This is a genomic window from Aliivibrio fischeri (assembly GCF_009727955.1).
Taxonomy (GTDB): Bacteria; Pseudomonadota; Gammaproteobacteria; order Enterobacterales; family Vibrionaceae; genus Aliivibrio; species Aliivibrio fischeri_A.
Genome location: NZ_WOBR01000007.1, coordinates 101,716 through 115,904 on the forward strand (window position 1 = coordinate 101,716; position 14,189 = coordinate 115,904).

General features: G+C 40.1%; 11 protein-coding genes. 3 read left to right on the forward strand and 8 right to left on the reverse strand.

Annotation, left to right across the window (positions count from 1 at the left end):
* Window positions 1-44: 44 nt before the first annotated feature.
* The 3 genes from recJ to xerD all read right to left on the reverse strand — a co-directional run bounded on the left by recJ (window position 45) and on the right by xerD (window position 3,602).
* Window positions 45-1,784: a single-stranded-DNA-specific exonuclease RecJ gene (gene recJ, locus GNP81_RS11140; protein ID WP_155674763.1), complete on the reverse strand. Its 1,740-nt coding sequence runs from the start codon at window positions 1,782-1,784 to the stop codon at window positions 45-47.
* A 70-nt stretch (window positions 1,785-1,854) separates the two neighbouring features.
* Window positions 1,855-2,631, reverse strand: a complete 777-nt coding sequence (gene dsbC, locus GNP81_RS11145; RefSeq protein WP_065596612.1) for a bifunctional protein-disulfide isomerase/oxidoreductase DsbC — start codon at window positions 2,629-2,631, stop codon at window positions 1,855-1,857.
* Between the two features lie 74 nt (window positions 2,632-2,705).
* Window positions 2,706-3,602, reverse strand: coding sequence for a site-specific tyrosine recombinase XerD (xerD, locus tag GNP81_RS11150; protein ID WP_011261229.1), 897 nt, complete (start codon window positions 3,600-3,602; stop codon window positions 2,706-2,708).
* 146 nt (window positions 3,603-3,748) lie between these two features.
* Here xerD and fldB point away from each other — a divergent pair, with 146 nt between their 5' ends.
* Window positions 3,749-4,267 carry a flavodoxin FldB gene (gene fldB, locus GNP81_RS11155; protein ID WP_155674765.1) on the forward strand — a complete coding sequence of 173 codons (519 nt, stop codon included), beginning with the start codon at window positions 3,749-3,751 and terminating at the stop codon, window positions 4,265-4,267.
* Window positions 4,268-4,403: 136 nt separating this feature from the next.
* On the opposite strand, the gene brnQ is transcribed toward fldB, so the two are convergent.
* Window positions 4,404-5,717 carry a branched-chain amino acid transport system II carrier protein gene (brnQ, locus tag GNP81_RS11160; RefSeq protein ID WP_336495450.1) on the reverse strand — a complete coding sequence of 438 codons (1,314 nt, stop codon included), beginning with the start codon at window positions 5,715-5,717 and terminating at the stop codon, window positions 4,404-4,406.
* A gap of 289 nt (window positions 5,718-6,006) precedes the next feature.
* Here brnQ and GNP81_RS11165 point away from each other — a divergent pair, with 289 nt between their 5' ends.
* Both GNP81_RS11165 and srmB read left to right on the forward strand, forming a co-directional pair.
* Window positions 6,007-6,711: a tRNA1(Val) (adenine(37)-N6)-methyltransferase gene (locus GNP81_RS11165; protein WP_155674767.1), complete on the forward strand. Its 705-nt coding sequence runs from the start codon at window positions 6,007-6,009 to the stop codon at window positions 6,709-6,711.
* An 88-nt stretch (window positions 6,712-6,799) separates the two neighbouring features.
* Window positions 6,800-8,041: an ATP-dependent RNA helicase SrmB gene (gene srmB, locus GNP81_RS11170; RefSeq protein WP_336495451.1), complete on the forward strand. Its 1,242-nt coding sequence runs from the start codon at window positions 6,800-6,802 to the stop codon at window positions 8,039-8,041.
* 226 nt (window positions 8,042-8,267) lie between these two features.
* On the opposite strand, the gene fbaA is transcribed toward srmB, so the two are convergent.
* From fbaA to tkt, 4 genes are all read right to left on the reverse strand, one after another.
* Complete coding sequence (gene fbaA, locus GNP81_RS11175; protein WP_012533692.1) at window positions 8,268-9,344, reverse strand: class II fructose-bisphosphate aldolase; 1,077 nt, start codon at window positions 9,342-9,344, stop codon at window positions 8,268-8,270.
* A 155-nt stretch (window positions 9,345-9,499) separates the two neighbouring features.
* Window positions 9,500-10,663 (reverse strand): phosphoglycerate kinase, encoded by a 1,164-nt coding sequence (locus GNP81_RS11180; protein ID WP_005417586.1) that lies wholly within the window; start codon window positions 10,661-10,663, stop codon window positions 9,500-9,502.
* Between the two features lie 166 nt (window positions 10,664-10,829).
* Entirely contained in the window at window positions 10,830-11,849 is a 1,020-nt protein-coding gene (epd, locus tag GNP81_RS11185; RefSeq protein WP_155674771.1) for an erythrose-4-phosphate dehydrogenase, read from the reverse strand.
* Window positions 11,850-11,994: 145 nt separating this feature from the next.
* Window positions 11,995-13,989, reverse strand: a complete 1,995-nt coding sequence (gene tkt, locus GNP81_RS11190) for a transketolase (protein WP_012534052.1) — start codon at window positions 13,987-13,989, stop codon at window positions 11,995-11,997.
* Between the last annotated feature and the right edge of the window lie 200 nt (window positions 13,990-14,189).

Consider the following 14,189-nt stretch of genomic DNA (forward strand, 5'->3'; position numbering starts at 1 on the left):
AGTTGTTCAGTGAAAATTAACGTGTTTTACGGATTATTCATGAATTAAAGTGGTTCAATATTCTCAACCATAAGCTGTAAGGTCTGATTTCCACGAAATTCATTAATATCGAGTCGGTAAGCTAACTTTACTTTTTGAACAGAGGCATCTGGCCAACGACGAACATCAATATTAAATGCAATGGCATCAACCATTTTATTGGTTGGAAAATCACGGTGAATAGGTTCTAACATTAATTTAAGATGTTTCTCACCCACCAAACGTTGATTTAATACTTTAAATTCACCGTCAAAAATAGGTTCAGGGAAAGCTTGTCCCCATGGTCCACCCGCTCGAATAATTTCAGCGGTACCTAATGTAAACTCTTCTGGTGTAAGCGCGCCATCAGATAAAATGATCCCCTTAAGAGCCTCTTCTTCTACCGACTCACGAACAACATCATCAAAAGCTTGACTGAATTTTTTATAATCCACCTCTTTAATGGTTAAGCCAGCAGCCATAGCATGCCCACCAAATTTCAAAATAAGGCCTGGATTTCTAGTATCAATCAAATCTAATGCATCACGCATATGAAAGCCTGCAATAGAACGGCATGATCCTTTAATAAAACCATCACCACCGTCAGCAAAAGCAATGACAGGACGATGATATTTTTCTTTTATACGCGAAGCCAAAATACCAATAACACCTTGGTGCCAATCACGCTGAAACAGCACCAATCCAAAAGGCAATTCACTTTGAGCACCAAACTCTAATCGCTCACAAATAGCCATGGCTTCTTCTTTCATGCCCTGCTCAATTTCTTTTCGAGTTTGATTTAATGAATCTAATTCTGCCGCCATACGACGAGCTGCATGAATATTATTTGACATTAAAAGCTCAACGCCAAATGACATATCATCCAAACGACCCGCTGCATTTATTCTGGGACCTAAAGCAAAACCAAAGTCAGAAGCAACAATACGTGATGGAACTCGGTTAGCAACTTCAATTAATGCTTGGATCCCTGGTCGACACTTACCTGCACGAATACGCTGAATACCTTGATGAACAAGAATCCGATTATTTTCATCCAAAGCAACTAAGTCAGCAACCGTTCCTAATGCTACTAAATCAAGCAAATCAGCTAAATTCGGGATGGCTATATTTTGTTTTTCAAACCAATTTATTTCACGAAGACGAGCACGAATAGCAAGCATCAAATAAAAGGCAACACCAACCCCTGCTAATGATTTCGATGGGAATGCACACGCTTCTAAATTAGGGTTTACAATCGCATCAGCTAGAGGTAAATGAGCACCAGGTAAGTGATGATCCGTTACAACAACTTGCATACCATATTCTTTTGCTTTCAAGACCCCATCAATGGATGAAACACCATTATCAACGGTCATGATGATCTCAGCCCCCATATCTTTTGCTTGATCCACAACATCAGGACTCAAACCATAACCATCTTCAAAGCGGTTAGGTACTAAGTAATCAACATTTTGACTTCCCATCATACGAAATGCCATCACTGATAATGCTGAACTGGTTGCTCCATCGGCATCAAAATCACCAACGACGATAATACGAGTTTGCTTTTGGATCGCCTCAACTAGGATATCAACGGCTTTAGAAATACCATGCATAGATTGAAATGAGAGTAAGAATTTTGCGCCACGTTCAAGCTGTGAGCTTGATGTAATACCTCTTGCAGCATAAATTCGCTGCAAAATTGGAGGTATCGAATCCGGAAGTTGAATAGAGGTTGGAACAATTCGACGTTTCACTTCAATCATGAATTTCACCTAGTTTTTCAATAAAAAAATCCCCGCATATACGGGGATTATAGTGAATAGCTTTACTTAATTATCGTTCTAAATCAGATAGAAGCTCACGAGCTGGTTTATATCCAGGAACAAGATCACCACTTGGAAGAACAATTGCAGGCGTTCCATTTACACCCATTTTTCTACCCAATAAGTATTGTTCTTTAATGATATTTTTACATTCAGCGGTTGCTGGTTTTGAACCATTAATTGGACGATTTGATTTTGCATCTTCCATCGCTTGCTGTTTATCATCAGCACACCAAATTTGAGCCATTTTATCAGCAACTGAACCTTGGTAGCCTTGACGAGGGTATGCTAAATAACGAACAGTAATACCCGCATCATTATAGTCTTTCATCTCTTTGTGCAGTTTTGTACAGTAACCACAAGTGATGTCTGTAAAAACAGTAATTACGTGTTTTTCATTTTTAGCAGGGAACACAATCATATTATCGCTTTGGCTATCCACCAATTTAGCAAAACGCGCGGCTAATAAATCTTTCATGTTGCCGTTTTCATCAAACTCAAAAATTCGGCCTTGGATGAAATGCTTACCATCAGAAGATACGTAAAAAATACCAAACGGAGTTTCAACTTGTTTAAAGCCGTCAACTTCTGAGTCATGAATAGCTTCTACAGGCAAACCTAAAGTCGTTAGTCGCTGAGTAATAGCTTGTTCTGAATCAGGTTGAGCAGTCTCAACTGCAGAAGGTGATGCATCCTGTTTTTTTGCTTGTTCATCTGAACATGCAGTAAAAGAAACTACGCTCATTAAAGCAATAATCATCGCACTAGTTCGGCGAATAAATGACATAAGGGTACCTATAAAAAATGTAATTGTAGAAGATTTGAAGTTTAGAGTTTTTAAACCACCAGAAGTTCCCTTAATTATGAACGAGGGTGATGCTCTTGGTGGATTTGCTTCAAACGTTCCGTTGCTACGTGAGTATATATTTGTGTTGTAGAAAGATCACTATGTCCTAACAACATTTGTACAACACGGAGATCTGCGCCATAGTTTAAAAGATGCGTAGCAAATGCATGGCGTAATACGTGAGGTGATAATTTATCAGAATCAATACCAGCAATAACCGCATAATGCTTAATTCGATGCCAAAATGTTTGACGAGTCATTTGCTTTGCTCGTTTACTAGGAAACACCACATCCGAACTTTTTTCACCAAGTAACATCGGACGACCATGAGTTAAAAACTGCTCAATCCAATCTACGGCATTCTCTCCCATTGGGACTAAACGTTCTTTATCCCCTTTACCAGTAACTCGTACGACACCTTGGCGTAAACTTACATTTTCCATAGTTAAGCTAACTAACTCAGTAACGCGTAAACCTGTAGCATAAAGCAGCTCTAACATTGCTCGATCTCGAAGTTCTAGTGGATCTTCAACGTTAGGAGCATTAAGCAATGCATCTACCTGCTCTTCACTTAAATCTTTTGGTAAACGTTGAGGTAATTTAGGGCTAGCGAGTAATGCAGTAGGATCATCTCCACGAATTTTTTCACGATGTAAATACTGAAAAAAACGACGCAATGCAGATAACATTCGAGCTCGAGAAGTTTGTTTATATTCTTTATCGACCAAATAAGCTTGAAACTCATTAAGTCCCATTGCTGAAATAGAAGCACATTTATAGTGATTATCCTCTAACCACTGTAATAACTTCACCAAATCATTTCGATATGAAGCCAACGTATTTTCAGACAAGCCTCGCTCCATCCACATGGTATCTAAAAAACGCTCCATTAGTGCCATATCATTATTCATCTGCTTACCACTTAAACTTACATTCCAGAAAATACTGGTTAGAATTACAGTATTAAACAATTTTACCCACTTTAAATGCAAGTTTAATTTTCATAATCATTTACGGTAAACTAACGCTATATTTATTCATCATTAAGGTAATGAAAATGAAAATCGGTTTGTTTTATGGTTCTTCAACCTGTTATACCGAAATGGCATCTGAAAAAATCAGAGCTTTTATCGGAGAGGATCTTGTTGATGTCTTTAATATTAAAGAGACGCCAGTAAAAACTATGAATGATTACGACCTTTTATTACTTGGGATCTCTACATGGGATTTTGGTGAAATCCAAGAAGATTGGCAGAATGTTTGGGATGAGTTAGATGGCTTATCTCTAGATGGAAAAACAATTGCGTTATTTGGCCTTGGCGATCAAGAAGGCTACGGTGAATGGTTCCTAGATGCAATGGGTTTACTGCATGACGAATTAAAAGCAACGAATGCTAAATTCATTGGCTATTGGAAAAATGAAGGCTATCAGTTCGACGCATCAAAAGCATTGACTGAAGATGAATCTCACTTTGTTGGTTTAGCGTTAGATGAAGACAGTCAGTATGATAAAAGTGATGAGCGTATTGAGCAGTGGTGTGAGCAGGTTTTAGTAGAATATCACGAGTCACTTTAGAACTAGAAACGATACGCTTTGCTAGCTAGAGCACTGCGTTATTATAAAAGAAAAGAGCGAGTGAACTTAAACAGTTATACTCGCTCTTATAGTCTCTAATTTCTAGTCCCTAGTCCCTAGTCCCTAGTCCCTAAAATTATGCATTTTCAGTCACTAATTCGTCTTCTTTCTTACCGACAAAACGAACAATGATCATCGAAGCAAATGTTGGAATTACCCAAGCCATACCATGGTCAAACATTGGCAACATCGAGAAAGCAGACATATCGGCGCCCGCAACTTTCGCAGCATCTAATATTGCAAAACACGTCGCTACAGAAATAACTACACGGTAAGCCAATTGTGGGTTTGGCATCATTTTACGAATAAAAGCTAGAACAACTAACGCAATCGCAACAGGATAAAGTAAGAATAGTACAGGTACAGAAAGCGTAATTAGCTGACTCAAACCAACATTAGCCACTACAGCACATGCCACACCAACAATAATAACCCAAGACTTGTAGGTCACTTTACAGATAGAGCTAAAGTAATCTGCACAAGCTGAAATCAAACCAATCGCCGTTGTTAAACAAGCAATCAATACAATAACAGATAATACCGTCTGTCCAGATGTACCAAACAATGCATGAGTGTATGCAGTTAGGATTGCACCACCATTCTCAGCCCCTGCTGCAACTACACTTGACGTTGCACCTAAGTAGAATAATGAGATATAAACAAAAGCCAAACCTGATGCCGCAATTAAACCAGCAATCGTTAAATACTTAGTTGTCGCTTTATGCTCTGTAATACCTTTGCTCTTTAATGCATCAATGATCAAAATACCAAACATTAAAGCACCAAACGTATCCATTGTATTATAGCCTTCAAAAAAGCCTGTTGTGATTGGACTATCAACATACTTACCCGTAGCTGCAACAATCTCGCCTTGAGGATTAACAAATACCGCAATAGCTAATACGATTAAACCAATGAACAATGCTGGTGTTAAAAACTTACCAATAGTGTCAATCAATTTTCCTTGAGACCATGCAAAAAACATTGCTATAGAGAAGAATGCAATTGAAAATAGAGTTAGTGAAAATTGACCAGCATCCGCTCCAATAAATGGTTTCGCTGCCATTTCATATGCTACTAGCCCAGTACGAGGAGCAGCAAAAGCAGGACCGATAATAACAAACATGAGAATTGCCATTATCATTGCTACTTTAGGAGGTAGATCACGTGTAAGGTGCTGCCAAGAACCACCAGAGACACCAATCGCAATGATCGTTAATAATGGTAAACCAACAGCGGTGATAAGAAACCCACTCATAGCACCAAAAACATGCTCACCGGCCATTTGGCCAGCAATTGGTGGAAAAATAATATTACCTGCGCCTAAGAAAAAGGCAAAAAGCATAAAGCCAACGGCAATGATATCGGCTAGTTTTAATGACTGTTTCACAATAAAACCCTTGTATAATGTTGTGTGTATTTAATTTTATGTTTTATATCTATATATGATATATCTCCCAGAATAATGAACAAATTATCACAAGTTCGCAATACCTTAGCGTAAAACACCACAATCTAGTTAAATAATGGTTAAAAACCAGATTATTCATCTATTTTGGTAAATCAAAACAGAATGATTGGTAAGTATAAAAACATTTAACAATAGATCCCAAATAGAACAATACACCAATTAACAATTAAATTACAAAATTAACAACCATAACTCAAATAGGCCCCTTATGAGCAAAAGCTTTACTTTCAAACAATTTCATATCGATATTGGCTCATGTGGAATGCCAGTTAGTACTGATGGCGTGTTATTAGGTGCCTGGGCAAATATTAGTGAATGTGGCCAAATATTAGATATAGGCGCTGGAACGGGGTTATTAAGCCTAATGAGTGCGCAAAGAAACTCAAATGCACACATTGATGCCATAGAATTAATGCCAATAGCCGCAGAAGTTGCTCGTTTAAATTTTTGTCAAAGCCCATGGAAAGAGCGCTTAGCCCTTATTCATCAAGACTTTCTTACTTATCAAACGGCTTATGAATATGACGCTATTATTTGTAACCCCCCTTATTTCAATAATGGGGAGCAATCATTAAAAGGAGAACGCTCTACTGCTCGCCATACAGACAGCCTTCCTTTTGATAAACTATTGCTACACTGTAAAACTCTAATTTCATCAACCGGTCGTGCTAGCTTTATCCTTCCTATTTTTGAAGGCGAGATTTTTATTAAAGTTGCTAAAAGCTGTGATTTTCATTTAACCAAAATAACAAAAGTGAAAACTACTGAAAAAAAATCACCGACTCGCCTTCTTATCGAGCTATCTCTTTTTCCTCATATTTATCAAGAGAGTACACTCACAATTCATGATGGAAATGGATATAGCGACGACTTTATTAAGCTAACTCGAATGTTTTATCTCAATATGGACTAAAAGATCGGTGATTTATTAGAGATGGATCACTATAATGTCCGGCTGACACTATATTTTTAAAATTTCATACCTGAACGGAGAATCAACAGTGATCAAAACGTTTGCTGACCTCGATCTATCACCTAACCTATTGCGTGCTCTTGAGGAGATAGATTATCAACGTCCAACTCAAGTTCAGGCTATGACTATCCCTGAAGCATTAGAAGGTAAAGATATTCTTGCTTCTGCACCAACAGGAACAGGTAAATCTGCTGCATTCCTATTACCAGCTCTTCAGCACTTAGATGATTTCCCTCGCCGTGAGCCGGGACCTGCACGTATTCTTATCTTGACGCCTACGCGTGAATTAGCGATTCAAGTTGCTGATGAAGCTCGTCAATTAGCAAAATATACTCGTCATAAAGTATTTACGATTACAGGTGGTATTAGCTACCAAGATCACGCTGATATTTTAGCTACTACTCAAGATATTGTTGTAGCAACCCCTGGTCGTTTAATGGAGTACATCGAAGCTGAGCGTTTTGATTGTCGTGCTATTGAAACCCTTATTCTTGATGAAGCAGACCGCATGCTAGACATGGGTTTTGGACCTGTTGTAGATCGTCTATCTAAAGAATGCCGCTGGCGTAAGCAAACCTTCTTATTCTCAGCGACATTAGAAGGTCGTGGCGTAGAAGGTTTTACTGCTGACCTACTGAATGAACCAGCAGAAATTAACGCTGAACCATCACGTCGTGAACGTAAAAAGATCACTCAGTGGTATCACCGTGCTGACAACATGGCGCATAAAATTGATCTGTTAAAAAATATCTTAACAGAGCAAGCTGAGCGTTCAATTGTGTTCGTAAAAACTCGTGAACGTTTAGCGGAACTTCGCGGCCACTTAGAAACAGCGAAAATCCCTTGTGCTTGGATTCAAGGGGAAATGGCTCAAGAAAGTCGTAATAACGCTATTGCTCGATTCCGTGACGGTACAGTAAACGTACTTATCGCAACCGATGTTGCTGCTCGTGGTATTGATTTACCTGACGTTTCACACGTAATCAACTTTGATATGCCACGTACAGCTGATGTGTACTTACACCGTATTGGTCGTACCGCTCGAGCTGGTAAAAAAGGCAATGCCGTTTCTCTAATTGAAGCGCATGACCAACCAATGATGGAACGTGTAGGTCGCTACATTAAAGAAGATGAAATCATTAAAGAACGCTTTATTGAAGGCCTAAAGCCTAAGCATAAAAAACCTGTTTTCAAAAACAAACAGAAAAAAAATGCGAAGAAAAAAGCCGCTCTAGCGAAGAAAAAAGCACCAAAGAAAAAGAAGAAGTAATTTCTGTACGCTTAGCTAGAATGCTTGGCTCAAGAAACGATAAAAGCAGTCTGTATTGCAGGCTGCTTTTTTATTAGAAGTCACTTAGGTACTAGGGACAAGAACGCTTCGCTTCGAGTAAAAACCAGGGCTAAAAACCCGTCCCTAGTCCCTTATAACAGGCATAAAAAAACCCGCTAATCAGCGGGTTTTTTATTAACTCAATTCGAGCTGTCTATAATAAAAATTATAGTACGTCGATTGCGTTAAGGTCAGCAAATGCTTTCTCAAGACGAGTAACCATAGAAGCTTGACCAGCACGTAGCCATACGCGTGGATCGTAGTACTTCTTGTTTGGCGCAGATTCGCCAGTTGGGTTACCGATTTGACCTTGTAGGAAATCGCGATTTTCAGCTTCGTAAGTACGGATACCGTCCCAAGTAGCCCATTGTGTATCAGTATCGATGTTCATTTTGATAACACCGTAACCGATAGACTCTTGGATTTCAGCTTCAGAAGAACCAGAACCACCGTGGAATACGAAGTTTAGAGCGTTAGGTGCGATACCGAACTTCTCTGCACAGTATGCTTGAGAGTCACGTAGGATAGTTGGAGTAAGTACAACGTTACCAGCTTGGTAAACACCGTGTACGTTACCGAAAGATGCAGCGATAGTGAAACGTGGGCTGATAGCGCTTAGTTTCTCATATGCGTATGCAACATCTTCAGGAGAAGTGTAAAGCTCAGAAGCGTCCATATCAGAGTTATCAACGCCGTCTTCTTCACCACCAGTACAACCTAGTTCGATTTCTAGAGTCATGCCCATCTTAGCCATACGCTCAAGGTATTTGCCAGAGATTTCGATGTTTTCTTCTAGAGACTCTTCAGAAAGGTCGATCATGTGAGAAGAGAATAGAGGCTTACCAGTTTCAGCGAAGAATGCTTCACCAGCGTCTAGTAGACCGTCGATCCATGGAAGAAGTTTCTTAGCAGCGTGGTCAGTGTGAAGAATAACTGGAACACCGTAAGCTTCAGCTACAGCGTGAACGTATTTAGCACCAGCTACAGCACCAAGGATTTGAGCACCTTGACCTTCAAGTTTAACGCCTTTACCAGCGAAGAAACCAGCACCGCCGTTAGAGAATTGAACAACAACTGGAGCTTTAACTTTAGAAGCAGCTTCTAGAACACCGTTGATTGAATCAGTGTTAACTACGTTTACTGCAGGAAGAGCAAATTTGTTTTCTTTTGCTACTTCAAATACTTTCTGTACGTCGTCGCCAGAAATAACACCAGGTTTTACAAAATCGAAGATCTTAGACATGGAAATAGTCCTATTTATTCTATCGTTTTAAAAATTAAAAAACTTACGTTTAAACTTTTGCAAACGTTTGCTCACAACTGTCGGTATTGTATCAATAAACCTTGCCATCAACAAACGTAAAAAGCGGGAATGATTAGATTCCCGCTCTTAAATAATTATGCTTTAGCACGCTCTTCAAGCATTGCTACTGCTGGAAGTACTTTACCTTCAACGAACTCAAGGAATGCACCACCACCTGTAGAGATGTAAGATACGTCAGCTTTAATACCGAACTTGTCGATAGCTGCTAGTGTATCACCACCACCCGCTACAGAGAAACCTGCAGATTCAGCGATTGCTTTAGAGATACCTGCTGTACCCGCTTCGAAGTTTTTGAATTCGAATACGCCAACTGGGCCATTCCAAAGAATTGTTTTCGCATTGCCGATGATTTCAGCAAGTGCCGCTGTTGAATCTGGACCAAGGTCGAAAATCATATCGTCATCTTGAACTTCAGAAACGTGTTTGATTTCAGCTTCAGCGTTTTCGTCAAATGCTTTCGCACATGCAACGTCAGTAGCAACTGGAATTGCACACTCTTTCATTAGCTTTTGAGCAGTTTCAACTAGATCAGCTTCGTATAGTGATTTACCTACGTTGTGACCTTCAGCTGCGATGAATGTATTCGCGATACCACCACCAACAACAAGTTGGTCAGCAATTTTAGATAGAGACTCAAGAACCGTTAGCTTAGTAGAAACTTTAGAACCACCAACGATAGCAACCAGTGGACGCTCTGGGTTATCCATAGCTTTACCAAGTGCTTCAAGTTCAGCAGCTAGTAGAGGACCAGCACACGCTACAGGAGCGTTCATGCCAACACCATGAGTAGATGCTTGTGCACGGTGAGCAGTACCAAATGCATCCATTACGAAGATGTCACATAATGCTGCGTATTTCTTAGAAAGCTCTTCTTCGTTCTTTTTCTCGCCTTTGTTGAAGCGCACGTTTTCAAGAACAACTAATTCACCAGCGTTCAGTTCAAGACCATCTAGGTAATCTTTTGCTAGCTTAACGTCACAATCTAGTGCGTCATTCAAGTAGTTAACTACAGGAGCTAGAGAGAACTCTTCGTTGTACTCGCCTTCCGTTGGACGACCTAGGTGAGAAGTAACCATTACTTTAGCGCCAGCTTCCAAGCAAAGCTTGATAGTTGGTAGAGATGCAAGGATACGTGCATCAGAAGTTACTTTACCATCTTTAACTGGTACGTTTAGGTCAGCACGGATAAATACGCGTTTACCTGCAAGTTCCAGGTCAGTCATCTTGATTACAGACATGTTTTGTCCTCTCAATTAAATAATAAAAAGTTTTCAAGCTCGGCGTCATTGCCAAACCGATTAAATTCTTACTGCATTATTCAGTAAATAGGGATGCAGTTCACTTTTTTCAAGATAAAAATTCATCTTTTTTATCTTTTCATCACAAATTTACTGATTACTGAGTTTATTTACTCATTGCTAATGCGGTATCTAGCATCCGATTAGCAAACCCCCACTCGTTATCGCACCAAACTAGCATTTTAACTAAATGCCCATTACTCACCCTTGTTTGTGATCCATCGACAATGGCGCTATGGGGATCATGATTAAAGTCGATAGAAACAAGCGGCGCTTCAGTATAGTCAACAATGTTATGTAATGTACACCGAGATGCGTTAACAATGGTTTGATTTATGTCATTAACTTTCACATTTGTATTAATTGTTACACTTAAATCCATTGCAGTTACGTTTACCGTTGGTACTCGCACAGAAATCGCTTCAAACTTGTTAGAAAATTTCGGAAATATTCTTTCAATACCTTTATGCAACTTAGTATCAACAGGAATAATAGATTGGCTAGCGGCTCTAGTACGACGTAAATCAGAATGGTAAGCATCAATAACTTGTTGATCATTCATTGAAGAATGGATGGTGGTAATGGTGCCAGAATCGATACCAAACGCATCATCAATCGCTTTAATAACAGGAATAATGCAATTGGTAGTACATGATCCATTAGAAACAATTCGATGTTCTGGTAATAACGTATCGTGATTCACACCATAAATAATAGTGTTATCTAAATCAGTACCACCAGGATGAGAAAACAGAACTTTTTTAGCGCCTGCTTCGATGTGTTTTTCACCATCAGATTTAGAACCGTACACTCCCGTACAATCCAAAACTAAATCAACCTCTAACGATTGCCATGGTAAAAGAGAAAGATCCGCTTGATGTAATATGCGAACCTTATCTTGAGAGCCGTCAGGTAAATCAATATAAAGGTATTCTTGATCGTGGGTGACTTTGTATTGAAAGCGTCCGTGAGTTGAATCATATTGAAATAAGTGTGCCATCGCTTCAGGCTGTGATAACTCGTTAACCGCCACCACTTCTATTTTATCGCGCTTATCACTCTCGTATAACGCTCGAAGTACACTACGACCAATTCGGCCAAATCCATTTATTGCCACTCTCAACATAATACATAACTCTCTTTTTCCATTTGCGGTTATTGTACTCTTTTCGTTTTTTTCTTAAAGGATCAAAAAAGCGAAGTTACCTTTCAATAACTTCGCTCTTCATCTTATTTTTACTTATCGCTAAATTAAGCTAATGCTTTTTTAATTAAGCTAAAAGTTCTTTCGCCGTGTTTACTACATTTTCAGTAGTGAAACCAAACATTTTGAATAGCTCATCAGCAGGCGCTGACTCACCAAATGTTGTCATGCCGATGATCTTGCCACCGAAACCAACATACTTGTACCAGAAATCAGCAATACCCGCTTCAATTGCGATACGTTTAGTTACCGCTGATGGAAGTACTGCTTCACGGTATGCTTCGTCTTGCTTATCAAATGCATCTGTTGATGGCATTGAAACAACACGCACCGCTTTACCTTCTGCTGTCAATTGTGCTGCCGCTTCAACTGCTAGCTCAACTTCTGAACCTGTTGCGATAAGGATAAGTTCAGGTTGGCCTTCACAATCCTTAAGGATGTAAGCGCCTTTAGCAATATCCGCAACTTGCTCTTGTGTACGCTCTTGCTGTGCAAGGTTTTGACGAGAGAAGATTAAAGAAGAAGGACCATCTTTACGCTCGATAGCCAGTTTCCATGCTACAGCAGACTCAACTTGGTCACATGGACGCCATGTGCTCATGTTTGGTGTTAAACGTAGCGATGCGATTTGCTCAACTGGTTGGTGAGTTGGACCATCTTCACCAAGACCGATAGAGTCGTGTGTGTACACTTGGATGTTTTGCACTTTCATTAGTGCAGCCATACGCATTGCGTTACGAGCGTATTCCATGAACATTAGGAACGTTGCGCCGTATGGTACGAAGCCACCGTGCAGAGCAATACCGTTCATGATTGCTGTCATACCGAATTCACGCACACCGTAGTGAATGTAGTTACCAGAGAAATCATTTGCTTCAAGTGACTTAGAACCAGACCACATGGTTAGGTTAGATGGTGCAAGGTCAGCAGAGCCGCCCATGAATTCAGGTAACATAGCACCAAACGCTTCTAGTGCATTTTGAGATGCTTTACGTGATGCGATATTTGCAGGGTTAGCTTGAAGATCAGCAATAATTGCATTTGCTTTTTCTTCCCATTCTGCAGGTAAGTCACCATTTACACGGCGTTTGTATTCTGCTGCTAATTCAGGGTATGCCGCAGCGTATGCATCGAATTTTGCATTCCAAGCCGCTTCTTTTTCAGAACCCGCTTCTTTTGCATCCCACTCGCCATACACGTCTGCAGGAATTTCAAATGCACCGTGTTCCCAACCCAATTGAGCTTTAGTTGCTGCAATTTCTTCAGCGCCTAATGGAGCACCGTGACAGTCATGTGTACCTTGTTTATTTGGAGAACCAAAACCAATTACTGTTTTAGTACAAATTAAAGAAGGACGAGGATCCGCTTTAGCCGCTTCAATTGCTGCATTGATAGCGTCTGAATCGTGACCATCAACCGCTGGAATTACGTGCCAACCGTATGCTTCAAAGCGCTTAGGCGTGTCATCAGAGAACCAGCCTTCAACTTCACCATCAATAGAGATACCGTTGTCATCCCAAAATGCGATTAATTTGCCTAGACCTAACGTACCAGCAAGTGAACACGCTTCGTGAGAGATACCTTCCATTAAACAACCGTCGCCCATGAACACGTATGTGTTGTGATCAACGATATCGTGGCCTTCACGGTTAAATTGTGCAGCTAATGCTTTTTCAGCCATCGCCATACCAACACCGTTAGTGATGCCTTGGCCTAATGGACCCGTAGTTGTTTCTACGCCTGGCGCATAACCATACTCAGGGTGACCTGGAGTTTTAGAATGCAGTTGACGGAAATTCTTTAAGTCTTCGATAGACAGGTCATAACCTGAAAGATGAAGCAGAGAATAAATCAGCATAGATCCATGGCCGTTTGAAAGAATGAAACGGTCGCGGTCAGCCCACTCTGGATTTTGCGGGTTGTGATTTAGGTGGCTACGCCATAATACTTCAGCGATATCTGCCATACCCATAGGTGCGCCTGGGTGACCAGAATTTGCTTGTTGAACACCATCCATGCTTAAAGCGCGGATTGCATTTGCTAGATGTTTACGTGAAGACATGCCTGCTCCTGAAAATTCGAAGGACTATATTGTTGAGCAAGTTAATCACTATTGATTAACCTAAATTTGCAGGTGCGTATTGTCGCAAAGCCTCATCGGCACTGCAAACGATTACTTAGTAAATAAGACGCTTTTTTTCACGATTTTGACAGAAAACGGGATTTATACCGATAAATCTCACAGCAAAACGCAAACGATTG